The sequence below is a fragment of the Rossellomorea arthrocnemi genome (assembly GCF_904424705.1).
In the GTDB taxonomy this organism is placed as follows: domain Bacteria; phylum Bacillota; class Bacilli; order Bacillales; family Bacillaceae_B; genus Rossellomorea; species Rossellomorea arthrocnemi.
This window is the reverse complement of the sequence record NZ_CAJGBF010000016.1, coordinates 64,217-91,198: the sequence shown is the minus strand read 5'-3', so window position 1 is coordinate 91,198 and position 26,982 is coordinate 64,217. Positions and strand designations below refer to the sequence as shown.

Genomic DNA, 26,982 nt, shown 5'->3' with positions numbered 1-26,982 from the left:
CGCGCGCTTTACGCCCAATAATTCCGGACAACGCTTGCCACCTACGTATTACCGCGGCTGCTGGCACGTAGTTAGCCGTGGCTTTCTGGTTAGGTACCGTCAAGGTACCGCCCTATTCGAACGGTACTTGTTCTTCCCTAACAACAGAGCTTTACGATCCGAAAACCTTCATCACTCACGCGGCGTTGCTCCGTCAGACTTTCGTCCATTGCGGAAGATTCCCTACTGCTGCCTCCCGTAGGAGTCTGGGCCGTGTCTCAGTCCCAGTGTGGCCGATCACCCTCTCAGGTCGGCTACGCATCGTTGCCTTGGTGAGCCGTTACCTCACCAACTAGCTAATGCGCCGCGGGTCCATCTGTAAGTGATAGCTAGAAGCCATCTTTCAACATTTCCTCATGCGAGGAAATGAGTTATCCGGTATTAGCCCCGGTTTCCCGGAGTTATCCCAGTCTTACAGGCAGGTTACCCACGTGTTACTCACCCGTCCGCCGCTGATATCAGGGAGCAAGCTCCCATCAATCCGCTCGACTTGCATGTATTAGGCACGCCGCCAGCGTTCGTCCTGAGCCAGGATCAAACTCTCCGATAAAAGTTTGAATAGCTCTTTAAAAATAAATCTAGAATTAACGTTGACGTATTGTCTTGTTTTGTTCAGTTTTCAAGGTTCAATGTGTAAGTGCTTCGTTTAAGCGACTTTATCATCTTATCAAGTTGCTTCCATATTGTCAACAACTTTTTTGTTTCTTTTTAAGTCGCCACTGACCGCTCGTTGCCGTCGTTCAGCAGCGACATTTACTAATATAACAAGGTTTCAGACTGAAGTCAACGGAAAAATAGTATTTCACTATAATTATTTTGTAGCACGGTAATAACGATGATACACCCCTTGCCCCTTGGTCTCTATGTCTATGATTTCAACAAACCCTTTTTCCGTTAAATATTCGATGAGCATACTTAGATCCACTGAGTAATGTCTGGCCTCTGAATGATTAAGAAGATCTTGGAACGTCCAGTGTTCTTTTTGACCAAGGATGTCTAATAGATGTTCAGTAGAAACCTTTGTTCTTGAGTGGATAAGAAACTCGCTTGCCAAGAAAAGCAGCTCCAGTCGTTTATCGATTTCTTCATCACTGGTAACCAACTCTTCATACAATTTATAAATCTCAGGCTCTATTTGCTTGACCTGGTTCCAAACGGTTACCTCTGGATGGAAACCATTTTCAATTACCGCAAGTCTCGCTAAATGGTGCAATGAATGGACAATGTGATTGTAAGCATCTAAATAATGTTTACTTTCAAAGAATTCTTTACCGTCCATATAACGGCGAATCAATTTGGCAAATTCCATCCCCATCTTGATCTTTCTTCCATAGAAAGGGAAATCCCTTAACTCTGTTTTAAGATTATGGATAAATTCATTGCGGTCAAACAGGACTTTTCCATTGAACAGCCAATCGATCACTTTACGGTTGGATCCAAGTAAAATCCACTCGTTCAGTTTGGCTTCTGTCACGATATGTAACGCTGCCTTTTGTTCTTTATAAGAATAGTGTTTGATGAATACAGGCTCTTCCGCTTCCTTCACAACCAGGAAGAGCACAATATCAAAGGTATCTGTCAACGGACTTGATTTCTTGCTTTGTTCTATTAAAAGCGCTCCTAAAGTATTGGGGTGACTTGTACGCTCCTGGTATATCGGTCGTAATATGTCTTCCATTTCATATTCCTCCACATCACTCATTGGTTGGTTACTATTTCGACATTAAAAGGGGATTTCCTTCTCAGAATATAGTCATTTTTCGACAAAACGGTTTCGTATCCCTCTTCTTACAACAAATATGGTATAGTATTTTTTTAGGAGGGACAAACAAATGGCTAAATATTCAAGTAAGATCAATAAAATCCGTACGTTTGCCTTAAGTTTAGTTTTCATCGGATTTATCATTATGTACATCGGTATATATTTTAGAGAACATCCATGGGTTATGACAACATTTATGCTGCTGGGTTTTCTGGGAATCATCGGAAGTACGGTTGTCTACTTTTGGATCGGGATGCTGTCCACCAAGGCCGTGCAGGTAACATGCCCCAATTGCGGAAAAGTCACCAAGGTCCTGGGGCGTGTAGATATGTGCATGTATTGTAACGAGCCTCTTACACTTGATCCGAATCTAGAGGGTGAAGAATTTGATGAGGACTATAATAAAAAGAAGAGATAAACTGCATGAGAAGAGACCTTCCTTTGAAGGTCTTTTTTTGAGGCAAAAATAAAAGAATGGTTCTAATTTAGAACCATTCTAACCTAATGTGTTTCCTTAACAGAACAATCAGTGCATGTTCCGTAGATTTCCATGCGGTGGTTGTTCACTTTGAACCCCGTTACATGGGAAGCAAGTTGCTCCACTTCATCGAGTCCCGGGTAATGAAAGTCAACGATTTTGCCGCAGCCATCGCAGATGACATGGTAATGATCGGTTGTCACAAAGTCAAAGCGACTGGAGGCATCACCATAAGTCAACTCTTTCACTAAGCCAACTTCACGGAATACGCGTAAATTATTATATACAGTAGCTACACTCATATTAGGGAATTTCCCTTCGAGTGCTTTATATATGTCATCGGCAGTTGGATGGGCCATTGAATCAATGAGATACTCTAATATCGCATGACGCTGAGGAGTGATACGGACTCCCGTTTCCTTCAATGTCGAAATTGCTTCTTTTAATTGTCCTTCTTCAGACATCGCCATGCACCTCTTTTCATAAGAATTATTATTTTATAATCTTTATAAATAGTGTACTAATCAACAGTCCCATTTGTCAATCTTTCTCCCTGTTACTCGTGGAGGTTTTTCTCCTTTTCCCCCAGCTGCTGGTTGATATAGCGGCCTGCAACGAAAAGGTAGTCAGAGAGTCGATTCAGATACGATAGAACCAATGGATTCATCGCTTCATCAATTCCAACTGCTTCTCTTTCGGCCCTTCTCACGATTGTTCTTGCAGTATGAAGGGAGGCACCTCCGGGGTGACCGCCTGGGAGAATGAAATTGCTAAGTGGAGCAAGTGTTCCTTCCAGAAAATCGATTTGCTCTTCCAATTCATTAATATGCGAATTTTCAAGTTTCCACTTTACCTCTTTCCCTGCAGGAGTCGCAAGTTCCGCACCCACATGAAAGAGAATGGTCTGCACTTTATGAAAGAACTCCTCAAATTGTTCTTTTCCTTCAAAATATTCAGCTTTAATGTAGCTTAGACCTAAACCAATCATCGAATTCGCTTCATCACATGTTCCATACGCTTCTACTCGCTGATCTTTTTTTGAAACGCGCGTTCCGTATACTAAGGATGTGGTTCCTTTATCTCCCGTTTTCGTGTAGATTTTCATACTAGTATCCCCTCTCTGTATCAATCAAGTTAATATAGTTATCCATATTATTACTATATGTAAATAAATTCTTTTTAAAGATTTCTAATGCTCTTGGCATGTATTTTTTTGTAATGCTTGATAAGTGAGGTGTCACGGTGATGCTTGCCGCCTTCCAAAACGGATGATTTTCAGGTAATGGCTCCTGATCAAATACATCCAGGTACATATGACGGATCAAATTCTTTTCCTGCACTTCAAGAAGGACAGATTCTTCCACGAGGTCACCGCGGCCAATATTGATGAATACGGCCGAATCTTTCATTTGCTCAAAATGATCCACCTCCAGAATTCCTTTGGTTTCACTTGTGCTTGGTAAAACGGATACAATGTAATCAGCTTTCGGCAGCTGATCCCTGAAAGTTTGCAACGTGAACATGTCGTCAAAATGATCTCCTGTTAATCCAGTAGAATTCACACCGCTTACGTTCATATGAAATGCCTTTGCCAAACGGGCGATTTCTCCTCCGATGGCCCCGGCTCCAAGAATAAGAAGTGACGATTCACAAAGTTCAGACGTGGGTAACCTTCTACTCCACACGGCATCTTTCTCCTGTTCCCAAACCGCTTGAAGCTGTTTCGCATGCTGAAGCATCAACCCAATCGTAAACTCCGCCATCGGAATTTTATGGATCCCCCTGGCATTGGTTACTAGGATCCCCCTTTTTTTGATGGCTTCAAATGGCATTTTTTCCAAGCCCGCTGAAGTGACCATGATCCATTTGCATTGCTTACTTCTTTCAATGTGATCGTCTGTTAAATCTTCCCCCATCGTGACAATCACTTCTGCATTTGGAAGTTCATCTTCCGCTTCTTTAATTTTTTTATAAAAAAGAAACTCAACCTCAGGAAAGTTGTTCTTCAAATCTGTGATGAATTCTTCCTTCGGTTGAAATGTAACGATGATTTTCATGTAGCTGCCTCCCATCCCTATTGCCCATTATTTTACCATATAGAAGTGGAATAGCCCTAGTTATTTAGCATCCGTAAGGGCACAAAAAAAGAGGATCGACCTGGTCGATCCTTCTACACGGATGAGACTGACTTATTTGAGGAGGTTGCCCTACTCTTACTATATGTCCTTACCGCTTTTGTGAATGGACAAAAGCCACAGGCCCGTGAAAATAGGCTTTAAATTAGGCTAATGAAAGATTCTCTTGAATATATTGAAGAGCTTCCTCAACGTGGCCTTTCACTTTCACTTTTCTCCATTCCTTCGTAAGGTTTCCTTCTTTATCGATGATGAAAGTGGAACGCTCGATTCCCATGTATTCTTTTCCGAAGTTTTTCTTTAATTTCCATACTCCGTATTCCTCTGCGACTTTATGATCTTCATCTACAAGAAGGAGGAAAGGAAGTCCATGCTTGTCTACAAATTTTTCATGTTTATCGACGGGATCCGGACTAACACCAAGTATAACGGCATCAAGATCTTCAAAGTTCTCATACTGATCCCTGAAATCGCATGCTTCTGTCGTACATCCTGGTGTCATGTCCTTTGGATAAAAATAAAGGACCACGTTTTTCCCTTGATAATCGGAAAGCTTTACTTTTTCTCCATTGCTTGCAAGTAATTCAAACTCGGGTGCTTTTTGACCAACTGTCATACATATCCCCTCCTATTGGAAATAATTCTGACTTTAGCGTACCCAATAGGAGAAAAAAACTCAAACCATATGCTACTTGTTTTCATAGTTCAGGAAAGATTTCACAACAAAGGCTGCAGGGATCGTATATCCAAGCCACGACTCAACAAGAGCGATACCTCTCCCGATCCCCACAGGAGTCACATCCCCATAGCCTACAGAGAAAAGGGTGATGCCGCTGAAATACATCGTTGTGAAAAAATGATCGAGGAAGTCTCCCGATATAGGGCGCCCCCCTTCAACAAGAATCGGAATCCCCTCAAGCTCCAGGAGTGCGAATAACAAACCGAATCCAATCATAATCGTGATGTAGCTCATCCCTAAAAAGAGAAAATGATGAAGGGATACATGGTGCTCTTTCCATCTTGATGGGTAAAATAATGCCCTGAGGCTCATGACCATACAGAACAGAATAAAAAATCCAATGATATAAAGCATGTACATACCCTCTTTTTTCTGCTTGTCTTAGTATATGTACGCTTATCTTCCTTGAAAAATTCTAGTTACCTGCTCCTCTGTACCGTTTCACACCTTCATTCCATAATACAATAGAGAAAATGAAAAATCCGATTCCGACAAATGGTGTGAGAAAAGAATACGGGTACCATTCAGTCTTTTCAAGAAAAAAGGCAGAAGGGTATACACCAACGAACGCAAAGGGTAGGATCCAGGTTAGTACAAATCGTATCACGTTATTGTAAATATCGACCGGATATCTCCCATAGTTCCCGATATTGTACATCATCGGCATAATGGACGTTTTTGCATCAGACCAGAAGGCAATACTTGCAAGAGCAATGAAGATGCCTGCATACACCAGTGCCCCTCCGAAGACAAAGATGATGAAAAGGACGGGCTCATACCATTCAAACGTGATATCAAGCCTGCCACCTGCGTAGAACATGACTCCCATTCCTGTCACCACTCCAAAAAGGGACTCCAGTTCCATCCGTTCTAATATCACCTGAAACAAGCTGTGGATCGGTCTTGTCAGTATCCGGTCGAATTCCCCCTTCACCACATACCGGTCGTTAAAATCCCATATATTGAAGAAGGAGCTGAATAACGCAAATGGAACCAGGAAAAATCCGTAGATAAAAATAATTTCATCCCTCGTCCATCCACTCAAAAGCTGGGTGTGGCCGAAGACAACGAGGATGAATATGAGATTAACAGCTTGAAATAGTAAATCAGACAAAATCTCCACGATCAGGTCGGCTCGATATTGAAGTCTGATCTTCATGTATTGGGCGACGTATTGAAAAAACATCTTCACATAAAACATCGGTCACCCTCCTTGAATGATCATTTGTTTTTTCGCCATGACCCACAGCACTTTGATCGGTATAAGAAGAAGTAATGACCAAAGGCCCTGCATTAGAATCGCTTGGAAGGATTCAGAAATCGAAAAGCCGTTGGTGAAAATCATGCTCGGGACATAACTGATACTCTGAAACGGCAGGTACTCCATCACATTTTGCGCCCACAGGGGGAAAAAGTGAATAGGGAGCAATAATCCTGAGAACAAATCAATGACAACCCGTTTTGCACGGATGAGACCATCGTTATTAAACAAGAAAAAGGTCGTGATGCCCGTCAGCAGATTGATTTGTGTATTGATGATGAAACTGAAAAGGATCGAAACCGCAAACAAGCCTACTGTGTCAAAACCTGTACCGATTTGAAGCGGGAAGATCAAGCTAACGATGATCATCCCCGGAAAAGAGAAAAACACCAATCGGAATATCCCCTCACCAAGTCCCTGCATCGTCTTCATACCAAGATAGTTATACGGCCTGATGAATTCAACGGCAACTTTCCCTTCCTTAATTTCCTGCGCAATTTCACGATCGATATTATTAAAGTAAAATGCCCTGGCCATCCATGATACAGCTACATATGTAGTCATTTGAATGATCGATAATCCTTCAATATCTTGTTTTCCCCCGTAAATGGCCTGCCATAGGAAATAGTAAGCACCGATATTGATACTGTAAATCAAGATTCCACTGTAGTAATTCGTTCGATAGGCAAGCATCATAAGAAATCGGATGCGAATCATTTCAATATACTTAGCCATAATACATCACCCTGCACCCGGGCAGACGATCGAAAGGATTCACAGCTTCTATTCCACTACTCATCTTGTCACCGCCCCTTTTTCATAGATGTTTCGGATGATCTCCTCAGTGGTCGTTTCTTCTATTTTCATGTCTTTCACTTTGAAATTCGCCACAACATTCGTGATGAGCTGTGAGATGACTTCATCATCAGCCTCCGTTACGGCAGCATAGCCTTGCTTCTTTTCATCAAAAGTCCAGGAGATAGGTTGGTTCTTAGTCAGTTCGGATAAAGCGGACAATGATAGTTCATCGAGGAACTGAAAGACGACTTCTTTCTGATCTCCCCAGTTTTCTTTCAGTTGCCTCAGCTCACCATCGTAAATGATTTTCCCTTCATCTAACATCACGACCCGTTCACATAAGGCTTCTATATCCGATAAATCATGGGTCGTAAGTAAAATGGTTGTATTGTACTTCTCATTGATTTCCTTTAAAAACTGACGGATCTTCAATTTCACCAAAACATCTAACCCGATCGTAGGTTCATCCAGAAACAGCAGAGGCGGATTATGAACCAGTGCGGCGGCGAGTTCACACCTCATTCGCTGTCCCAGGGATAGTTTACGGACAGGTTTGTCGAGAAGCGGTGCGATATCCAGCGTATCAATCACATGATCCATATGCTCCTTGTATTGTTGATCCGATACTTTATACACCTTTTTTAGCAGCTGAAAGGATTCTTGAACCGCTATATCCCACCAAAGCTGTGAACGCTGACCGAATACGACCCCGATTGTCTGGACAAATCTTTCCCGATCCCTATGAGGGTTCATCCCGTTGACGGTTAATTCCCCCCCAGTCGGAGTCAAGATACCCGTCAGCATTTTGATAGTGGTGGACTTCCCTGCTCCATTTTCACCAATGTAGCCAACCATTTCCCCTTGCTTCACATGGAATGAAATATCATTCACCGCAGGAACGACTTTATAATTACGCGTAAACAAATCCCTGAAGGCACCCTTCAGTCCAGAACGACTGGAAAAAGCCTTGAATTCCTTACGCAGATGATTCACTTCAATCGCATTCATCTTGCGCCCTCCTAGATCCAATAAAATAGGTTTCTCTTTTACAAACAAGGAATAGTGTACCACAGAGAGCTGTGTCTCTTTGAACAGTCTGCTTGAAAATTAGGATACCCAATTGATTCCGTATTTGCTAAAGTGGAAAAGGCCGTACTACAATAGAAGAGTACAATTGGGAAAAATACGCTTTAACAAGGAGGAAAACATGAAATTCACTGAATCAGAAACTTTACATACAGAAGCACTGGAACATATAGTCGGAGGCGTGAACAGCCCATCCCGCTCATATAAAGCGGTAGGTGGCGGCTCACCTGTTGCCATGGAAAGAGGGCAAGGCGCATACTTCTGGGATGTGGATGGAAACAAATATATCGACTATCTGGCAGCATACGGTCCGATCATTACCGGCCATGCTCACCCGCATATTACAGCAGCAATCACCAAAGCAGCAGAAAACGGGGTCCTTTATGGTACACCTACCCGTCACGAAGTGAAATTCGCCAAAATGATTAAAGAAGCCATGCCATACATGGACAAGGTACGCTTTGTCAACTCGGGTACTGAAGCCGTGATGACCACAATCCGTGTGGCGAGAGCATATACGGGTAAAGACAAAGTCATCAAATTTGCAGGCTGTTACCACGGACACTCGGATCTGGTGCTCGTTGCAGCAGGCTCCGGCCCCTCAACCCTTGGAACGCCGGATTCTGCGGGTGTTCCAAAAAGCATCGCACAGGAAGTCATCACCGTTCCGTTCAATGACATCGAACCATTCAAGGAAGCGATGGAGAAATGGGGAGATCAAATCGCGGCGGTCCTTGTAGAACCGATCGTTGGAAACTTCGGGATCGTGGAACCGAAGGAGGGTTTCCTCCAGCAGGTGAACGACATCGCCCACGCATCAAATTCCCTTGTTATTTATGATGAAGTCATCACGGCATTTCGCTTCATGTATGGCGGGGCGCAGGACATGTTAAAGGTGAAGCCGGACTTGACGGCCCTTGGAAAAATCATCGGCGGCGGACTTCCAATCGGGGCTTACGGCGGAAAGAAAGAAATCATGGAACAGGTCGCACCGTTAGGACCTGCCTACCAGGCAGGAACGATGGCCGGGAACCCTGCCTCCATCCTTTCTGGCATTGCCTGCCTTGAAGTGCTGAAAGAAGAAGGTATATACGAGAAATTAGATCAACTTGGAGAAATGCTCGAGAAAGGGATTCTGGCTGCGGCTGAAAAGCATAGCACACCGATATCCATCAACAGATTGAAAGGTGCCCTCACCCTCTACTTCACGACAGAAAAAGTAGAAAATTATGAGCAGGCGGAAGCTACAAATGGAGAGATGTTTGCAAAGTTCTTCAAGCTTATGCTCAACCAGGGAATCAATCTTGCCCCTTCAAAATATGAGGCCTGGTTCCTGACGACTGCTCATACTGAACAGGATATCCAAGAAACTCTCGAAGCCGTCGATCGTGCATTTGCACAACTATAATAGAAAGATATAGACGAAAAGACTGCTCACCCTGGTTTTCTTCCATGGGGAGCAGTCTTTTTTTCATCGACGAGGCAGAATAATTTTTCATCTTATCACATAACTATGAATTCTGTGGATATCGGTTGTTTATTTCTCTCTCTTAATAGGTACACATTTTGTAAAAACTTATTTAATTTTGCCTATTGATATTACTTGTAAGTACATGTATAGTACAGTATTGTTTATAAATACGTTACACAAGAAAGGATTCTAATTCCATGAAACTTGGTGCTCGCATCCTCAAAACGGGAATTGCGATTGTATTAGCTTTACTTGTATCCCAGCTCCTTGGCATACCTTCTCCGGTGTTTGCGGGAATTGCAGCGGTCTTTGCCGTCCAGCCCACCATTTATCGTTCTTACCTATCCATTATTGAACAAATTCAAGGAAATCTGATCGGTGCAGGAATTGCAGTCATATTTGTTTTATTATTCGGAAGTAATCCATTGATCGTTGGATTGGCTGCTGTTATCGCCATTGCTATCATTCTAAAATTAAAGTTGCAGAACACGATCGGTCTCGCACTGGTAACGATGATTGCAATCATGGAAGTGACGGATCAGGATTTCATCCAATTTGCTTTCATCCGCTTCTCAACCATCATGATTGGAGTCTTCTCATCGTTTCTTGTGAACCTGGTCTTCCTTCCGCCAAAATATGAAACAAAGCTTTATCATAAAATATCTGATTCAACAGAGGAAATCCTGAAGTGGATCAGGTTAAGCATGAGACATGCAACGGAATTCCACCTTTTGAAAAAAGACCTGGAACGCATTAAAGAAAAGTTGATAAAGGTCGATCAACTGTACCTTCTTTACAAAGAGGAACGGGATTATTTTAAGAAAAATTCAATTGTAAAAAGTCGTAAGCTCGTCATTTTCAGACAGATGATCTCTTCAACCAATCGGAGCTTTGAAATATTGAAGCGTTTAAATCGATATGAAAACGAAATCTTTCAATTGCCCGACGAATTACGTGGCGTTATCAAAAACCAGCTTGATTGTTTACTGACCTATCATGAACAGCTCCTGTTGAAGTTCCTTGGAAAAATGCATCCCCATGCGGAATCAGAAGCTCAGCAGGATGTATGCCTTCACCGTAAAGAGCTTATGAAGATCATGCTTGAGGAGGTCAATCACCACACAAAGGACGACAACATTCACAATTTCCATCTGCTTCATATTTTCTCTGCTATCTTTGAATACGACGAACATTTGGAACACCTGGAAAAGCTTATTACAAGCTTCCAGTCGTATCATAAAGAAGATAATGAAGTGATGATCGGGGAAGAAGAAGAATAAATAGAAAAACGGAGCAAGGGATGATATCCCGGCTCCGTTTTTTGTTTAGTTTTTCATTTTAGGATCAAGAGCATCCCTTAGCCCGTCACCCATAAGGTTAAATCCTAATACAGTCAGCATGATTGCAAGTCCCGGGAAAATCATCGTCCATGGGGCCTGAAGCATATACTGTCTTGCATCGGATAACATTTTTCCCCATTCGGGTTCAGGAGCCTGAGCTCCAAGTCCAAGGAAGCCAAGTGCTGCTGCTTCAATGATGGCAGTCGCAATGGCCAGAGTTCCCTGAACAATAATTGGAGCCATACTATTTGGCAGCACATGACTGAAGAGAATTCGAACGTCGCTCATCCCGATGGCTTTTGCAGCCATGACATACTCTTCCTGCTTTACACTCAGCACCCTTGATCGGATGAGTCGTCCGAAATTCGGGATATTTATGATAGCGATGGCAATCAGAGCGTTTCGGAGCGATGGTCCAAGAGCTGCTACAACAGCAATCGCTAACAGAATACTAGGAAATGCAAGCATGATGTCAAAAACACGGGAGATGATCGTATCGACCCATCTGCCGTAATAACCCGCTACGATTCCCAGCAAACTTCCGATCACGGACGAACCAATGACGGCGAAGAAGCCGACCCATAAGGAGATGCGCGCTCCATGGATGATTCTTGATAAAATATCCCGGCCGAAGTCATCTGTTCCTAACCAATGCTCAGAGGACGGAGCCTGCAGCCTTTTGGATAAGTCCTGATCATTGATTCCCTGCGGTGCGATGAGTGGTGCTGCAATGGCCAGGATGACAAAGAAAAGGACGATACAAAAGCCGACTAAAGCAATTTTATTTTTTGTGAAGCTTTTCCATGCTTCCTTCCAGGGAGAGACGGTTTGTTCTTCCATAGAAGGATGAAGCTCCTTTTGCGGTTCTGCTAATTCTGCCATGAGAGTTCACCTCTTTCTTCTATTGATGTTAGTTGTATTTAATACGAGGATCCACAGCAGCATACAATAAGTCGACAATTAAGTTAATCGTGACAAAAATCGTAGCTACAACTAAAATCCCGGATTGAACGACTGGATAATCCCTGTAACTGATCGCTTCATAAATATAGCGACCGATTCCCGGCCAGCCAAAGATGGTCTCAGTTAAGATCGCTCCCCCGAGGAGGAGACCCATCTGCAATCCAATGACGGTTAAGACCGGAATGATGGCATTTTTCAAAGAGTGCTTGTACACAACCCAGAACATTTTCAGACCTTTCGCACGAGCTGTACGAATATAATCCGAACGCATAACCTCTAACATACTCGAACGCGTCATACGGGCTATGATCGCCATTGGGATGGTCGCCAATGCGATCCCCGGCAGGATGATGTGTTTCAGAACATCACCAAGCTGATCAAATCGCCCTTGCAAAAGTGTATCGAGAATATAGAAATTGGTGATGGAATCAACAGGGTTTCGAATATTCTCTCTTCCTGTTGTAGGAAGAATGTCAAGCAGAATACCAAATGACCATTGCTCCATCAGCCCTAACCAGAAGATTGGTACGGAAACACCGATAAGTGCCAGGATCATGGCTGTATAATCGAACCATGAATTTTGGAACCAGGCACTGATGATTCCTGCATTCACACCAATGACAACGGCAATGATGATGGCCACGATCGCAAGCTCTGCTGTAGCTGCCAGGTATGGCCAGATTTCAGTTGAAACTTCGGTCTTCGTTCTAAGGGAACTGCCTAAATCCCCTGTCAATATTCCTTTAAGATAATCAATATATTGTATGTACCAGGCATTATCGAGCCCGAGCTGATCCCGTAACGCAGCAACTGCTTCTTTCGTTGCCTGCTGCCCAAGGATGACCTGGGCTGGATCTCCTGGAATGGCACGGATGATCGAAAAAACGATAAGTGTCATTCCGAGTAAAACTGGAATGAGCTGCAGTAATCGACGAATGGTGTATTGGAACATCATGTTCACCTCTCTGAGTGGAGATTCTGATTTCTTGTGATTTTGATAAATTAAGAAACATGCTTATTTGGTTTTAGTATTCTTCGTTATCTGCTTGAAAGTGCTTGTCGGGACTGTTCATCGGCTCCGCTTTTCTTCTTGTCCAACTTCAGGGCTTAGAAGCTCGAGGTCATTTCTAAGCAATCAGCTGAGGGCAAAGGGCGCCCTCTTCTGATTGAACAGAAATGCTTGTCGCCTCTGGGCAAGCCGCTTCCGCTTTTCTTTCTGTCCAGCTGCAGCGGCTAGAGGCTCGAGGTCATTTCTTTTCAATCAGCTGAGGGCAAAGGGCGCCCTCTTCTGATTGAACAGAAATGCTTGTCGCCTCTGGGCAAGCCGCTTCCGCTTTTCTATGTACAAAGGGGAGAAATCGTAGATGTCTCCCCTTTGGTTTGTTTCTTATTACTCCATGTCCACTGCGCCTAACCAGTCGGAACCGGTTGGATGCGGTTTGAAGTTTTTAAGAGCTGCGCTTCCTGCAAGTAATGGTGTAGAGTGAGCAAGTGGTACCCACGGAGCATCTTCATGGATGATTTCCTGGGCTTTCTTGTACAGCTCTTCACGTTTTGCAGGATCTACTTCTGTTTGAGCATCAATTAAGAGTTTGTGTACTTCATCGTTACTGTAGTAAGAGTAGTTGTTGCTTCCGATATTGTCTTCATCAAGAAGAACATACAGGAAGTTATCTGCGTCTCCATTGTCCCCTGTCCAGCCGAGTAAGAATGCGTCAGCTTCTCCGTTTTTCGCCTTTTCAAGATAAGTCGCCCACTCGTAAGATACGATTTTGGCTTTTATTCCTACTTCAGCCAGATCCGCTTGAATCGCTTCTGCTACCTTTTGGCCATCCGGCATATATGGACGTGGTACAGGCATAGCCCATAGTTCCATTTCAAAACCGTCTTTATGACCCGCTTCCGCAAGAAGCTCCTTCGCTTTTTCAGGGTTGTATTCATAAGGCTCAATGTCTTCATTGTATCCACCGATTACTGGAGGCATCGGATTTTTCGCCATTTCTGCTTTTCCTTCGAAGAAAGCGTCAATGATCTCCTGCTTGTTGATTGCATAATTGATCGCCTGACGTACTTTAGGATCATTGAAAGGCTCGCGAGTAGATGTTAAACCCAGGTATCCGACGTTCATGGATGGACGTTCGAATAATTGCAGGTTGTTATCTCCTTCTACTTTACTTGCATCACTTGGATTCACACCATCAGCAAGATCGATTTCACCGGAAATCAGCGCATTCAGTCGAGCTGAGTTCTCAGGAATTGATTTAAATACGACTTGATCTAATTTCGGTAAATCTTTGTTCCAGTAGTCTTCATTTTTCTCAATGACGATTTTGTCATTACGCTTCCACTCAACAAATTTGAAAGGACCAGTCCCCGCATCTGTCGGTGTTTCAGATAGCTTGTCTCCCAGTTCATCAATTGCTTTAGGACTGACGATTGCAAAGGGGCTCATGGCAACATTCTTTAAGAATGGTGCTTGAGGACGTTTTAATACGAACTCCACTGTCATGTCGTCAGCAGCTTTCACTTCTTTAATGACATGACCTTCATCACCTTTGAAACCGCCAAACATAGAACCGTAATATGGGAATTGATCTGCATTACCGTTCATCCAGCGATCAAAGTTTTTCACAACGGCATCTGCGTTGAAATCAGTGCCGTCCTGGAATTTCACTCCGTCACGCAGCATGAATGTATACGTTAAACCATCATCGGATACTTTCCATTCTTCTGCTAATCCCGGATTTACTTCTGTATCCTGCTCTCCGAATTTAACAAGCGTTTCGAAGATGTTTTTCGTTACTTTAAATGATTCTCCATCAGTGACTGTTCCTGGATCAAGCCCTACAGAGTCCCCTCCGCGACCAAAGATCAATACTTTAGGATCTCCCTTATCTCCGCTGTCACCGCCATCGCCTGAAGAACTTTCATTTCCTCCACATCCGTATAGTACAGATGATACGAGTAGGATGAGCAGCATTAAAATTGACCAGCCTTTTTTCCTCAACTAAATCCCCTCCTGAATAATGTTTATATACTTATGAGACTTGTCTTCTAGTAAAGATGACAAGCTACATAATGCCCTGGTTGGTGTTCCTTGAATTCCGGCACTTTCTGTTTACAAACCTCAGTCGCGTGTGGACATCTGGTATGAAATGTACAGCCGCTTGGTGGATTCGATGGACTAGGGATGTCCCCCTGTAAGAGAATGGTCTCCCTTTTGAAATCCGGATCCGGTACCGGAACCGCTGATAGGAGTGCCTGGGTGTATGGATGAAGCGGCTTTTCATAGAGATTCTCACTATTGCTGAGCTCTACCATTTTCCCGAGATACATCACGCCTACACGGTCACTTATATGTCTGACTACACCCAGATCATGCGCGATGAAGATGTAAGTGAGTCCAAACTCTTTTTGTAAATCCTGCATTAAATTCAGTACCTGGGACTGAATGGATACGTCAAGGGCCGATACGGGTTCGTCGGCTATGATAAGCTTCGGCTTCGTCATAAGAGCCCTTGCAATCCCGATCCGCTGCCTTTGCCCACCACTGAATTGATGGGGATAGCGTTTGGCATGGTAGCTGCTTAAGCCAACGATATTGAGAAGTTCATGAACTCTCTCTTTTCTCTCCTTAGCAGAACCCATTCCATGAACCTTCAGTGGTTCTTCGAGAATCTTTTCTACCGTATGTCTTGGATTCAAGGATGCAAAGGGATCCTGAAAGACCATCTGCATTTCCCTGCGTATCTTCCTCATTTCCGAGTTTGATAGACTTGTAAGCTCCCGATCCTCAAATGTAACTCTTCCTTCGGATGGATCGATAAGTCTCATGAGCATCCGGCCCGTCGTCGACTTTCCACAACCACTTTCCCCTACGATACCAAGGGTTTCTCCTTTATTTACGGTAAAGGAAACTCCGTCCACCGCCTTTACAGCACTGACTGGTCGTCCAAGGATTCCCCCCGTAATCGGGAAATGCTTCTTAAGATTCTCAACCTTTAGCAACGGTTCCGTCATAAACTCCCTCCTCCACTTCATCGAACAGGAAGCATCGTGTGCAATGTCCTTGTGATGTTTCATATAATTCCGGTGTTTCTACTAAACAGCGATCAAAGGCAGAATCACAACGTGCTGCAAAACGGCAACCGGTCTTAATGGAGCCCGGTTTCGGAACGTTACCCTGAATCGAGTGAAGTCGCTGCTGCTTGATGCGCATATCGGGTACAGACTGTATCAATCCTTTTGTGTAAGGATGCTGAGGGTTCTTGAAAATTTCTTCTACGGTCCCCTCTTCCACCACCTTGCCTGAGTACATCACGACCACCCGTTCACATGTTTCAGCGACTACCCCTAAATCATGTGTGATCAGGAGGACGGCTGTGTTCAATTCCTTATTTAATCGCTTCATCAATTTTAAAATTTGAGCCTGGATGGTCACGTCCAGTGCCGTTGTCGGCTCATCTGCAATTAACACTCGGGGATCGCACACCATCGCCATGGCGATCATGACCCTTTGTCTCATCCCACCGGATAATTGATGAGGGTATTCCTTGATCAATTCTTCCGATCTCGGCAAACCTACCATATTCATGATGTCCACGGCTTTATCCCTTGCTTGCTTCTTTCCTACTTTCGTATGTATGCGTATTGCTTCGGTTAATTGATCACCTATGGTAAAAACAGGGTTTAACGATGTCATCGGTTCCTGGAAGATCATCGCTATATCATTGCCCCGGATATCTCTCATTCTTTTTTCAGTTGCCAGAGTCAGATCTTCATCTCTATAAAGAATCTTTCCTCCAACTATTTTCCCGGGGGGTTTTGGTACGAGACCCATGATGGATAAGGATGTAACACTTTTTCCACATCCACTTTCTCCAACGACCCCGAGCACCTCCCCTTCATTCACGTGAAAACTGACTCCATCGACTGCAGGAACTTCTCCATCATCAGTAAAAAAGGAGGTCCTTAAATCTTCCACTTTTAGTAAAGGACGCTGTTCGCTCATTCAAATCCTCCTCTTCGGAACTATCTCTCTTTTCTTAATAGTGCATATTTTCTAAATTTTAATATGATTCTTATTATACAAGATGTTACAAATGTTGCAATCCATTTTCAGAATTTTTCTACACAAAGTCGATATTCCTAATTCAATTCAATATATGTCCAATTAACCTGTTCATTCCTTCCAAATAAAGTTATTTAGCCCTACTTTATTCATCACACGCCTGAAATAAGTTTGATATATTTTATTACAAGACAAAAAAAGTCATGACTTTTATCACAGCATTCGTGATTGTCATGACTTTCAGTATTATTGGTCAAGCTGTTGTACCTGGAAGAGTTTGTAGTAGTGGCCTTGTTTCGCCATCAGCTCTTCATGTGTTCCCATTTCAACCACTTCTCCGTGCTCCATGTGAATGATTCGATCAGCATGAGTGATCGTTGATAGACGATGGGCCACGATGAAGGTCGTACGTTCTTTTGCCAGGATCTCAAGGGATTCCTGAATGAGGTGTTCACTTTCTAAATCAAGGGCAGATGTTGCTTCATCCAGTATGAGTATCGGCGGATTCTTCAGGAATACCCTAGCAATCGCCACCCTTTGCTTCTGGCCTCCGGATAGCTTCACTCCACGTTCCCCTACACGGGTATCGTAGCCTTGTGGTAATTTCATAATGAAATCGTGGGCATTCGCAGCCTTCGCTGCTTCCATGACCTCTTCATCTGTAGCTTCCGGATTACCGAACTTAATATTCATTTTGACGGATTCACTAAAGAGAATATTGTCCTGAAGGACCATCCCGATATTGTCCCGTAAGGATCTGACTTGAAATCTTCTGATATCCGTGCCGTCTAAACGGATTTCACCTTCTGTTACATCATAGAAACGGGGGATAAGACTGACGAAGGAGGATTTCCCTCCACCGCTCATCCCGACTAACGCGACGGTTTCTCCTGTTTTAATATCCAGATTGAGGTTGTGAAGGACCCTCTCTTCATCTGATTCATATTGGAAAGAAACACCTTTAAACTGAATATCCCCGCGCACATCCTTACACTGAATCGCTCCAGGTTCATCATCAATATCATATTTTTCATCCATGAACTCAAACACACGGTCCATAGAAGCAATCGATTGGGTCAAGGTTGTAGATGAGTTCACCAGTCGTCTGAGGGGACCATATAGTCGGTCGATATACGCGATAAAGGCAGCCATTGTTCCAATCGTGAGATCTCCACCGATGACTTGCAGCCCCGCATAGCCAATAATGATCAGGGGAGAAATATCCGTGATTGTATTTACGACCGCGAACGCTTTTGCATTCCAGCTGGTTTGCCTTAAAGCTTTCGTTAAGAAATTATTATTCTGATCCTGGAATTGCTTTTGTTCATAATCTTCAACAGCGAAGCTTTTGATGACAGCCATCCCCTGTACCCGTTCGTGCAGATGGCTTTGCACTTCTGCAAGTGCCTGGGAACGGTCTCTCGTCAAGCCCCTTAGCCTGCCGAAGAAATAGCGGACAGAGAAAGCATAAAATGGAAATGCAATGAGTGATACCAAGGTCAGTGATACATCCATCGTGAACATGATGGCAAGCGCAATCACGATTGTGGCCGCATCCAGCCATAGATTCATCAAGCCGGTGATAACGAAATTCTTCGTTTGCTCTACGTCATTAATGACTCTTGAAATGACTTCCCCCGCCCTTGTATTCGAATAATACTTAAAGCTGAGTCGCTGAATATGAGAGAATAAATAATCTCTCAAGTCATACAGGATCTTGTTTCCAGTCCACTGGGCAAAGTACTGTCGATAGTACTCTACCGGCGGCCTTACGAGCAAGAACAGGACGAGCATGATCCCCATGATCATGAGCAATTGGTTGGTCTTCTCATCTGCAGATAACCCTGGAGCCCCTACAATATCATCAATGACATATTTAATTAAAATGGGAATCAACAAGGGAATCGTAAATTTAATGATACCTATGATTAATGTACCTATGATTTGCCACCGGTAGGGTTTGACAAACTGAAGGTACCTTTTGATACTATCCAAATGATTACTCCTTTCTAAGGTGTATGCGATTATTTTGTCCCAACAAAAAGGGATGACCCTGTATGGAACGCAGCACTGTCCCTCCTCAAGTCCAAACACAGCCGGAAATGAGAAGGTTGCTCCTTACTGGGTCAGCCCTTTGAAACCTATACAATTTATAAAGCCCTGTTACCCCCTGTGGGTCAGATAACGCTCGTACCAAATATCAATAAAGTCCGGGGCAAACGGCCCTTTTCTTTGTCGGATCCAGCGTACAAGCTTGTCAACATTCCGCTTAAGGATGTGATCAATCACATCCGGGTAACCGTATAGTTTCCGATGAGCTTCATACTCATCTTCATCGAGTAGTGTATATGTCATATCAGGAAACACTTTTATATCCAAGTCGTAATCGATATACTTGATTGCCTCATGATCATATACAAAAGGTGAGCTTAAATTACAATAATAATAAATACCGTCCTCACGAATCATACAAATAATGTTGAACCATAGCTCAGAATGAAAATAGCAAATGGCCGGCTCCCGGGTCATCCACGTCCTTCCGTCTGACTCCGTCACCATTGTCCGGTCATTTCCGCCTATAATCTGATTCGTTGTTCCTTTAAGGACCGTCGTCTCATTCCATATGCGGTGAATGTTTCCATCATGCTTAAAGCTATGTATTTGTACAGATTTTCCTTCAGTGGGAACCGCCATCGTATCCCCTTCTTTCATTTCAAAATTACCTTTATATATGCTTGTCTATTTTATCATTATAACGTTTCCTCAGAAAATTTAAAACAAAAGGGCTATTCTTAAAGAAAATATCCTTTAAGAATGGCCCTTTTCAGTTGAAAAATGAGATTTTATATTGAATTTACTGCCTAGTGTGGCATTTCAAATGTTTCAAGCGATTTGTGAAGTGCCTTACAACATTATTTCATTTTACGATGTGACACTACTTTGTTCCTTCTGATAAGAAAGGATGACTTGATCTGTTTTCCTTTGGAAAATCTGTTGAATCTCCCTAAGCTCTTTTTTCTTTGAACGGATTTCCTTTTGAAGCGATTCAACCTTTGTCATTTCCTGAAGCTCAATCAATTCTCCCTCCAACTCCTGACAACGTTCTATCTCAGACTGAAGAAATAACAACTTATCCATTGTCTCTAATTGCTCTGTAACCAACTCATTAAAACGCTGCTGCATCACTTCAACCAACTCCTCTAAACAAGCTCTCCTAAAACATTCTCCCTTCTGATCACAAACCCTTTGACTATTTCTGTCATAATCGTGAAAGTTTTGTCGAGGTGTATTTTGAAAGCTGAGGTTCCGGTTCGAAAAAGACTATTCCAATATTTGTTAAATGACGCAATTCTCACCTAGAATGACGCAATAAAACAGAAAATGACGCAATTATTTTAAAAACGACGCAATCAACATCCAAAACGACGCAATCCCCTCACTCTAGTGCATCTTTACAAGGGTATTTTAGTCACTAGAAGGTACTAATAATCCCCTGAGCAAGCTTTCATAATCCTTAAATGAAGCAAAATGAAAAAGCACCCAACTGAATGGGTGCTTTCTCTGTCAAGAACAATGAAATTATTGTTGTTGACCGTATTTACCAGAAGCTTTCGCTTTGTTAGCTTCTGCTTGTTGGTTTTGTTTCTTCACTTGTTGTGCAGATGTTTCTGAAGCGAACTCAGTACCGAATTGTTGCTGTGCACCTGCAGATTGAGCGTTTTGTTGTTTCACGTGTTGAACACTTGTACCAGATTGAGTTTTGTTTGGTTGTTTTGCCATTGTAATCACCTCCACGCTTATTAAGATAACCAAGCGTGGATTTCTCTATTCTACAATTTTAAGGAAATACATTCCATTAAACAAGTAGGGAACGACCACCATCAACGATGATGGTTTGACCTCTGATCATGGAAGAATCGTCTGAAACGAGGAACATGACTGACTTTACAAGATCATCAATTTCCACCATGCGTCCCGCAGGTGTTTTACTGCGTGCATCTTCCAGAAGCTCTTCACGGTTAGGGAAATGCTTCAGTGCATCGGTATCGATTGCACCACCGGAAACGGCGTTTACAATAATGTCACGAGGTGCAAGTTCAACCGCAAGATAACGAGTCAATGCTTCCACGGCAGCCTTTGAAACACCCACTGTCGTGTAATTATCCAAATAACGGATGGATCCCAAAGAGCTGATGCTTACAATACGTCCACCGTTATCCATCAATTTAGCTGCTTCCTGTGCGCAGAATAATAATGCTTTACTGTTAATATTCATCGTCCAATCCCAATGAGATTCCTCAAGCTCCATGACTGGACGCAAGACACCGGAAGCCGCGTTGCTTACTAATACATCTAACCTGCCGAACTCTTCCTTGATCTGTTCAAACATGGATTTGATCTTATCGACGTCACCGACATTCGCACGGACTACAAATGCTTTACGGCCAAGCTTTTCTACTTGTTCAGCCGTCTCAAGGGCACCTTTTTTACTACGGGCATAGTTGACGACGATATCGTATCCTTTTTCTGCAAGCTGGATGGCGATTTCCCTTCCAAGACCGCGGCTGCTTCCTGTTACTAATGCTACTTTTTGACTCATGTTTCTTCATCCTTTCAATTTCATTTTCCAATTGGTCCAAAGTATAATGAGACCCCGAACATGCAAACTAATAAAAGCATCTCAGTTTAAATGGAGGAATGAGTAATGTATGTAGGCAGAGATATGACCGAGCTTTCAATGATTCCGAAAGATGAATGGAAGAAAAGCGAACTTGCATTCTTTCATCATTCACTACAACAAATAGTACCTTATTTGAATGCAGAAGGACAATCGATTCATCGGGAAATTGTCGAAGAAATTGAAAACCGTGGTGGATTGAAGCGTGGCGAAGCCGATTATACTCATGGTACCAAGATTAGTTACGACTGAAGTGATGATGAAAGGAGCAGCGTGTCCCGCTGCTCCTTTCTACTTCAGTAAAATCCCTTCTCCTGTTTCCTGCCAGATTTTTTGGTGTGAAACTGGGAAAGCATACTTCTCCATTTCTTCAATGGTAACAGCTATCAGACCGCTTCCCTCTATTGTGATACTGTCCACAGATCCAACATACACCTCTATATCCCAAACGATATGAGAAAATATATGCTGAATTTTTGTCACAACCCCAGCCTTTAATGCGCAATCCACATTGTATTCTTCTTCCATGAGATGAAGCAATTGCTTCCTTCCACTGCTTGTATTCCCCACTTCAAAATTAGGGAATTCCCACAAATTAGCAAGCAGACCTTTACTAGGGCGTTTGTGGATCACGACCCGATCATCTTCGGTGAACAAAACTGCAGCTCCCATATTAAGTTTACGGGCCGATTTTTTCTTCGATTTAATGGGAAGTTCAGTTTGTACACCTTCTTCAAAAGCCTGGCAGTGCTCACGTACAGGACAAAGCAGGCAGGAGGGTGATGTCGGTGTACAGATCAAGGCACCAAGTTCCATTAATGCCTGATTGAAAAAAGAAGGATTTTCCATTGAAATCAGGTTCCTTACTGCTTCTTCAAACACTTTTCTAGATGAAGGCTTTGCTATATCAAGCCATATGGATAGGATGCGTGAAAATACCCTCATCACATTTCCGTCCACAGCAGGCTCAGGTTTACTGTAAGCAATACTTAATATTGCCCCCGCGGTGTAGGGACCCACTCCTTTTAAAGAAGAAATTTCTTTCGGAGTATCCGGTACAATTCCCTCATACTTTTCGTTTACTTCTTTCACGGCAGTCTGCAGATTTCTGACTCTGGAATAATAGCCGAGGCCTTCCCATGCCTTCAGAACATCTTCTTCGTCTGCAGTAGCCAGAGCATCTATGGTAGGAAATTTCTCGATAAATCGGTTAAAATAAGGTATAACCGTGTCCACTCTCGTTTGTTGGAGCATGATCTCCGACACCCACACTTTGTATGGATCTTGATCCTTCCTCCACGGCAGATTGCGTTGTTCTCTTGAAAACCATGAAATTAAATCTTTTTGAAATTCCTCACGGTTAATGGTCTGTAGGTGTTTCAATGGTTCTTCTTTCAATTTTGTACCTCCAGGATGTTAAATGTTACATTGAATAGGGAATAAATAATTAAAGCTCTGTTTTTAGGCAAACAAGGTTTATATCTTGTAATCCACCACAAATACATTCGTCCAATAATCCGAATAATAAATGACGACGGGACATTCTCAAACGTTTTAACACATGAAAATGGGATTCGGTCGGGACCAGAAAGGATTCGATATAGCGGTTCGAATCGTCTTCAGCTTTTTCCCAATTGATATTGAAGGCACCATAATGTGGTAATGTCTCTCTGATATTGGTCATAATTTGCTTATATTGAGGCTTAAAATTCTGCTTTATTTCATATTCCATGTAAATGTGAACATTGTTTTTCATTGAAATAATCTCCTTTTAACCATATCATGTTTACCAATGATTAGTCATAAACAAACCTTAGAAATTCGAGCCAAGGGAGGACTACTTTTGGATACAGGCACTCATATCGTCATGGGCTTCGCTCTTGGGGGCTTAGCTACATTGGATCCCGTTGTTGCTGAAAGTGCTGCCACTTCTCAAAGTGTGTTAGTTGCAGCAGTTATCGGCTCTCAGATACCTGACATCGATACCGTATTGAAATTACGTAGTAATGCGGTTTATATTCGTCATCACCGTGGGATTACCCATAGTCTGCCTGCGGTTGTTCTCTGGCCGCTATTAATTGTCGCTTGTCTTTTTCCGTTTTTCCCCGGGGCAGATTTACTACACTTATGGATTTGGACATTTGTAGCCGTATTCCTCCATGTATTTGTCGACATTTTCAACGCATACGGGACACAGGCCATCAGGCCAATCTCGTCGAAATGGGTCGCTTTAGGAGTTATTAACACATTTGATACGATTATATTCGGTATACATGTAATTGGATTGCTTTTGTGGGGTCTTGGATTACCTCCAGGAAAAACCTTTTTGGTCATGTACATTGTGATATTTGCCTATTATGTATTGAGGTTTCAGGTTCAAAATGCCGTAAAAAATGCTGTGAAGCGACGAATACCGCAAGCGGAGAAAATCATCATCTCCCCGACGATCCGATTTTTCCAGTGGCGTCTGGCGATCGTGACGAAAGAGCATTATTATGTCGCTCGGGCATTTAGACGTTCGATTACCATTTTTGATAAATTCCAACGGGTGGAGATACCGGAAAATCCGGTCATCCATGCCGCCAGGAAAGATAAAAACCTGGCCGCCTTTCTCTCCTTTTCCCCGGTTTACCGTTGGGAACTGGATGAATATGATGATCATTATGAAGTACGCTTCATCGATCTCCGTTATCGAAATAATGGACACTACCCATTCGTCGCCCTGGTACAGCTGGATAAAGATCTCAACATTGTCAGCTCCTACACAGGGTGGGTCTTCAGCGAAGAAAAACTTCGCACAAAAGTCGACATCGACATATTAATCGATTAACGATAGTGAGGGACGGACCTTTGGAAGGTCCGTCCCTCATTTTTTAATGGAGCAAATCATTTTTATTTTCTTCAATCAGATGCTTGTATTTTGGATTTTGTGCAGCAAATTCATGAATTTGTTCACCATATGTATTGACCCATTGGCGAACGACTTTTTCGGTTACTACTTTTCCTTTGTAATCGTAACCCGCCTTCGCGTATGTTGCTTCAAAGTCCTCCCAGACAAGTTCGATCCAGGTTCTCGCTTTTTCATACGAAAGCTTATTATTTTTTTCAATTAACAATTGTGTTAATTCGTGGAATGTTGACTCCATTTTGTCTCCTCCTTTTCCATATATTTAGTCCGTGCTTTTATGATAATGTCGGTCATTTCACCCATACTATAGGTACGTGGTTAAGCTTAGTTGTGAGCCTTTGCTTCTTCACGGTATGAGTCAGTAAATTTCACCTTTTAGGAGGCACATTATGCGAAATAAATCGACAGGGTTCCCCAATATGAACAACAATAAATTCGAAGGTGAACCGAGAGCAAAAGCGGAATATGCATCTAAAAGGGCTAACGGCACCATCAATACCCATCCTCAAGAACGAATGAAATCTTCTGGACAAAGAAATCACGACTCACTTTAATACAGTGAAATTTGATTAGGGGGTAGTCACGATGGCAAACATGAAAAACAACTTCTACCGAAATAAGTACAACAGTCCATTTAACAAGGCATTCTACAACCCGAAGCATGCCCATTCACAGGCAAATGGACAAACCACACAAACTCAAGACTTAATCATTCTAGAGAACCAAACACGTAAGCGTTCCTAGACCTTCCGAGGTCCGTCCCTTTTGACGGACCTCTTCCTTATTTCTTTTCTCCGGCTAAAAGGGAGATAGGAAGGGCTTCTTCTTTTCCATCGCCACCCAAGCGATATCCCCAAGCGAATACTCCATTTAAGTAGTCCACTTTGAAATATGTACCCGGATCCCCTTCTATCGCGTAGATCCCACCAGGCTTATAGCTATCAGGATCCATTAAATATGACTGTGCCATAAGAGCTTTCCGCTCCAATACGGCAAACTCATTTACAATCCCCAGCTGTTCGGCTTTCCTGGCTTTCTCCTTTAACGAAGCAATCTCCTGCTTCAACTCATGCTTCGTCATCTCACTATATCTTCTCTCTTGTTCCATTCCTCATCACCTCTACTAATAGTAGTATAGAGAAAATGATACAATAAGAAAAGCGGAGGGGCTTTGCCCAGAGGCGACAAGCATAAGGCAAGTCCACCGGAAAGGCGCTCTTTGCCTTTTTGGTGGGCTTGCCTTATGACCTCGAGCCTCTAAGCCCCGCAGCTGGACAAAGAAAAGCGGAGACGACTGGTCAGGCCCGACAAGCACTTTTGGAGAATCCCAAAAGGCGCTCTTTGCCTTATGGGATTCTTCAAAAGTGACCTCGAGGGACTAGGAGTCGCAGCTGGACAAACAAAAGCGGAAGCGGCTGGTCAGCCCCGACAAGCATAAGACGGGATGGCCGGAAAGGCGCTCTTTGCCTTTTTGGCCATCACGGCTTATGACCTCGAGGGGCTAGCCGCTGGAGCTGGACAAACAAAAGCGAAAGCGGCTTGGTCAGACCCGACAAGCATAAGAAAGGATGGATTCAATATGAAAACAGCCATAATCACAGGCGGAGGCTCTGGCCTCGGGAAAGAATTAGGCAAACTTCTCAGCAAACAAGGCTTTCATATCTTCCTGCTTGGACGTACGGAAGACACGTTAAAAGAAGCAGCAGTTGAAATTGAAAATACAGGTGGCGAAGCATCCTTTACCACTTTGGACATACGTTCAAAGGATGACATTGAGCATCTTGGTGAACATTATCTCCACAACCGTAACATTCAACTACTCATACATAACGCAGGTGTCGGCCACTTTGGTCCGTTCAATGAGTCAAATGACGATGAATTAGTAAGCATGTTCGAAACAAATGCACTTGGGCCAATCCGGCTTACAAAGGTACTTCTGCCTAAACTGCAGCAGGACAGCACCATCATTAACATCATTTCTACGGCCGGTCTAAGAGGCAAGAAAAATGAATCACTGTACGTAGCAAGCAAGTTCGCTCTGAGAGGGTTTGGGGAAAGCCTCCAAAAAGAATTTGAAGACTCCAACCTTCGTATTGTTAACGCCTATATGGGTGGGATGAATACTCCATTCTGGGATAATAGTGACCATGTTAACGATCGTTCACGACTTCGTTCTCCCAGAGAAGTGGCGGAGATGATCGTATCTGAATATCAGAAAAAAGATGAAATCGTTATCGAATCAAAATAATAAAC

General features: G+C 43.1%; 31 protein-coding genes and 1 rRNA gene. 8 read left to right on the top strand and 24 right to left on the bottom strand.

Annotated features, from left to right (window positions below; all coding sequences use genetic code 11):
- A 16S ribosomal RNA gene (locus BAA9072_RS18270) occupies positions 1 to 589 on the bottom strand; the annotation flags it as partial.
- Positions 590 to 850: 261 nt separating this feature from the next.
- Positions 851 to 1,717, bottom strand: a complete 867-nt coding sequence (locus BAA9072_RS18265; protein ID WP_201716115.1) for a nucleotidyltransferase-like protein — start codon at positions 1,715 to 1,717, stop codon at positions 851 to 853.
- A gap of 154 nt (positions 1,718 to 1,871) precedes the next feature.
- Between BAA9072_RS18265 and BAA9072_RS18260 the strand changes: the two genes are divergently transcribed.
- Positions 1,872 to 2,219 (top strand): YgzB family protein, encoded by a 348-nt coding sequence (locus BAA9072_RS18260; protein WP_201716114.1) that lies wholly within the window; start codon positions 1,872 to 1,874, stop codon positions 2,217 to 2,219.
- An 83-nt stretch (positions 2,220 to 2,302) separates the two neighbouring features.
- Here the strand turns inward: BAA9072_RS18260 and perR are convergent, their stop codons facing one another.
- The 8 genes from perR to BAA9072_RS18220 form a co-directional block, all read right to left on the bottom strand.
- The gene (gene perR, locus BAA9072_RS18255) at positions 2,303 to 2,743 is read right to left on the bottom strand and encodes a peroxide-responsive transcriptional repressor PerR (protein WP_408015249.1); all 441 of its coding nucleotides are present in this window, start codon (positions 2,741 to 2,743) and stop codon (positions 2,303 to 2,305) included.
- Positions 2,744 to 2,835: 92 nt separating this feature from the next.
- Positions 2,836 to 3,384, bottom strand: a complete 549-nt coding sequence (locus BAA9072_RS18250; protein WP_201716112.1) for a cob(I)yrinic acid a,c-diamide adenosyltransferase — start codon at positions 3,382 to 3,384, stop codon at positions 2,836 to 2,838.
- A gap of 1 nt (position 3,385) precedes the next feature.
- Positions 3,386 to 4,336 (bottom strand): D-2-hydroxyacid dehydrogenase, encoded by a 951-nt coding sequence (locus BAA9072_RS18245; protein ID WP_201716111.1) that lies wholly within the window; start codon positions 4,334 to 4,336, stop codon positions 3,386 to 3,388.
- 223 nt (positions 4,337 to 4,559) lie between these two features.
- Positions 4,560 to 5,030 carry a thioredoxin-dependent thiol peroxidase gene (gene bcp / locus BAA9072_RS18240; protein WP_408015248.1) on the bottom strand — a complete coding sequence of 157 codons (471 nt, stop codon included), beginning with the start codon at positions 5,028 to 5,030 and terminating at the stop codon, positions 4,560 to 4,562.
- Between the two features lie 72 nt (positions 5,031 to 5,102).
- Positions 5,103 to 5,507 (bottom strand): two pore domain potassium channel family protein, encoded by a 405-nt coding sequence (locus BAA9072_RS18235; protein ID WP_201716110.1) that lies wholly within the window; start codon positions 5,505 to 5,507, stop codon positions 5,103 to 5,105.
- A gap of 61 nt (positions 5,508 to 5,568) precedes the next feature.
- Positions 5,569 to 6,354, bottom strand: a complete 786-nt coding sequence (locus BAA9072_RS18230; RefSeq protein WP_201716109.1) for an ABC transporter permease — start codon at positions 6,352 to 6,354, stop codon at positions 5,569 to 5,571.
- A gap of 3 nt (positions 6,355 to 6,357) precedes the next feature.
- A complete protein-coding gene (locus BAA9072_RS18225) occupies positions 6,358 to 7,149 on the bottom strand; it encodes an ABC transporter permease (protein WP_201716108.1) in 792 nt (263 codons plus the stop codon).
- A 60-nt stretch (positions 7,150 to 7,209) separates the two neighbouring features.
- On the bottom strand, positions 7,210 to 8,220 hold the full coding sequence (locus tag BAA9072_RS18220) for an ABC transporter ATP-binding protein (RefSeq protein WP_201716107.1): 1,011 nt from the start codon (positions 8,218 to 8,220) through the stop codon (positions 7,210 to 7,212).
- A 199-nt stretch (positions 8,221 to 8,419) separates the two neighbouring features.
- On the opposite strand from BAA9072_RS18220, the gene BAA9072_RS18215 reads away from it, so the two are divergent.
- On the top strand, positions 8,420 to 9,706 hold the full coding sequence (locus BAA9072_RS18215) for a glutamate-1-semialdehyde 2,1-aminomutase (protein ID WP_201716106.1): 1,287 nt from the start codon (positions 8,420 to 8,422) through the stop codon (positions 9,704 to 9,706).
- Positions 9,707 to 9,966: 260 nt separating this feature from the next.
- Complete coding sequence (locus BAA9072_RS18210) at positions 9,967 to 11,049, top strand: FUSC family protein (protein WP_201716105.1); 1,083 nt, start codon at positions 9,967 to 9,969, stop codon at positions 11,047 to 11,049.
- Between the two features lie 45 nt (positions 11,050 to 11,094).
- Here the strand turns inward: BAA9072_RS18210 and nikC are convergent, their stop codons facing one another.
- The 10 genes from nikC to fabL all read right to left on the bottom strand — a co-directional run bounded on the left by nikC (position 11,095) and on the right by fabL (position 21,743).
- Positions 11,095 to 11,991, bottom strand: a complete 897-nt coding sequence (gene nikC / locus BAA9072_RS18205; RefSeq protein ID WP_201716104.1) for a nickel transporter permease — start codon at positions 11,989 to 11,991, stop codon at positions 11,095 to 11,097.
- A 28-nt stretch (positions 11,992 to 12,019) separates the two neighbouring features.
- On the bottom strand, positions 12,020 to 13,024 hold the full coding sequence (locus BAA9072_RS18200; protein ID WP_201716125.1) for an ABC transporter permease: 1,005 nt from the start codon (positions 13,022 to 13,024) through the stop codon (positions 12,020 to 12,022).
- 438 nt (positions 13,025 to 13,462) lie between these two features.
- Complete coding sequence (locus BAA9072_RS18195) at positions 13,463 to 15,052, bottom strand: ABC transporter substrate-binding protein (protein WP_201716124.1); 1,590 nt, start codon at positions 15,050 to 15,052, stop codon at positions 13,463 to 13,465.
- Between the two features lie 74 nt (positions 15,053 to 15,126).
- Positions 15,127 to 16,092: an ABC transporter ATP-binding protein gene (locus tag BAA9072_RS18190; protein WP_201716103.1), complete on the bottom strand. Its 966-nt coding sequence runs from the start codon at positions 16,090 to 16,092 to the stop codon at positions 15,127 to 15,129.
- A complete protein-coding gene (locus BAA9072_RS18185; RefSeq protein WP_201716102.1) occupies positions 16,067 to 17,083 on the bottom strand; it encodes an ABC transporter ATP-binding protein in 1,017 nt (338 codons plus the stop codon). The genes BAA9072_RS18190 and BAA9072_RS18185 overlap by 26 nt, the downstream gene beginning before the upstream one ends.
- A gap of 306 nt (positions 17,084 to 17,389) precedes the next feature.
- On the bottom strand, positions 17,390 to 19,138 hold the full coding sequence (locus tag BAA9072_RS18180) for an ABC transporter ATP-binding protein (protein WP_201716101.1): 1,749 nt from the start codon (positions 19,136 to 19,138) through the stop codon (positions 17,390 to 17,392).
- 168 nt (positions 19,139 to 19,306) lie between these two features.
- The gene (ntdP, locus tag BAA9072_RS18175; RefSeq protein WP_034762875.1) at positions 19,307 to 19,837 is read right to left on the bottom strand and encodes a nucleoside tri-diphosphate phosphatase; all 531 of its coding nucleotides are present in this window, start codon (positions 19,835 to 19,837) and stop codon (positions 19,307 to 19,309) included.
- Between the two features lie 228 nt (positions 19,838 to 20,065).
- On the bottom strand, positions 20,066 to 20,326 hold the full coding sequence (locus tag BAA9072_RS18170; RefSeq protein WP_201716123.1) for a YgaB family protein: 261 nt from the start codon (positions 20,324 to 20,326) through the stop codon (positions 20,066 to 20,068).
- 396 nt (positions 20,327 to 20,722) lie between these two features.
- Entirely contained in the window at positions 20,723 to 20,923 is a 201-nt protein-coding gene (locus tag BAA9072_RS18165; RefSeq protein WP_201716100.1) for a gamma-type small acid-soluble spore protein, read from the bottom strand.
- A 76-nt stretch (positions 20,924 to 20,999) separates the two neighbouring features.
- Positions 21,000 to 21,743, bottom strand: coding sequence for an enoyl-[acyl-carrier-protein] reductase FabL (gene fabL, locus BAA9072_RS18160; RefSeq protein ID WP_201716099.1), 744 nt, complete (start codon positions 21,741 to 21,743; stop codon positions 21,000 to 21,002).
- 105 nt (positions 21,744 to 21,848) lie between these two features.
- Between fabL and BAA9072_RS18155 the strand changes: the two genes are divergently transcribed.
- Complete coding sequence (locus BAA9072_RS18155) at positions 21,849 to 22,073, top strand: hypothetical protein (protein ID WP_034762579.1); 225 nt, start codon at positions 21,849 to 21,851, stop codon at positions 22,071 to 22,073.
- Positions 22,074 to 22,112: 39 nt separating this feature from the next.
- On the opposite strand, the gene mutY is transcribed toward BAA9072_RS18155, so the two are convergent.
- Positions 22,113 to 23,219, bottom strand: a complete 1,107-nt coding sequence (gene mutY, locus BAA9072_RS18150) for an A/G-specific adenine glycosylase (protein WP_201716098.1) — start codon at positions 23,217 to 23,219, stop codon at positions 22,113 to 22,115.
- Positions 23,220 to 23,268: 49 nt separating this feature from the next.
- Complete coding sequence (locus BAA9072_RS18145) at positions 23,269 to 23,577, bottom strand: hypothetical protein (RefSeq protein ID WP_201716097.1); 309 nt, start codon at positions 23,575 to 23,577, stop codon at positions 23,269 to 23,271.
- An 87-nt stretch (positions 23,578 to 23,664) separates the two neighbouring features.
- On the opposite strand from BAA9072_RS18145, the gene BAA9072_RS18140 reads away from it, so the two are divergent.
- Entirely contained in the window at positions 23,665 to 24,651 is a 987-nt protein-coding gene (locus BAA9072_RS18140) for a metal-dependent hydrolase (RefSeq protein WP_201716096.1), read from the top strand.
- Between the two features lie 43 nt (positions 24,652 to 24,694).
- On the opposite strand, the gene BAA9072_RS18135 is transcribed toward BAA9072_RS18140, so the two are convergent.
- Positions 24,695 to 24,967, bottom strand: coding sequence for a YfhJ family protein (locus BAA9072_RS18135; protein WP_201716095.1), 273 nt, complete (start codon positions 24,965 to 24,967; stop codon positions 24,695 to 24,697).
- 151 nt (positions 24,968 to 25,118) lie between these two features.
- On the opposite strand from BAA9072_RS18135, the gene BAA9072_RS18130 reads away from it, so the two are divergent.
- A complete protein-coding gene (locus tag BAA9072_RS18130; RefSeq protein ID WP_201716094.1) occupies positions 25,119 to 25,283 on the top strand; it encodes a small, acid-soluble spore protein K in 165 nt (54 codons plus the stop codon).
- Positions 25,284 to 25,314: 31 nt separating this feature from the next.
- Entirely contained in the window at positions 25,315 to 25,473 is a 159-nt protein-coding gene (locus BAA9072_RS18125) for a YpzG family protein (protein ID WP_201716093.1), read from the top strand.
- Between the two features lie 37 nt (positions 25,474 to 25,510).
- Here BAA9072_RS18125 and BAA9072_RS18120 read toward each other — a convergent pair whose 3' ends face one another.
- On the bottom strand, positions 25,511 to 25,837 hold the full coding sequence (locus BAA9072_RS18120) for a YfhH family protein (protein ID WP_201716092.1): 327 nt from the start codon (positions 25,835 to 25,837) through the stop codon (positions 25,511 to 25,513).
- Positions 25,838 to 26,173: 336 nt separating this feature from the next.
- Here BAA9072_RS18120 and BAA9072_RS18115 point away from each other — a divergent pair, with 336 nt between their 5' ends.
- Entirely contained in the window at positions 26,174 to 26,977 is an 804-nt protein-coding gene (locus BAA9072_RS18115; RefSeq protein WP_230980933.1) for an SDR family NAD(P)-dependent oxidoreductase, read from the top strand.
- The last annotated feature ends 5 nt before the right edge of the window (positions 26,978 to 26,982 follow it).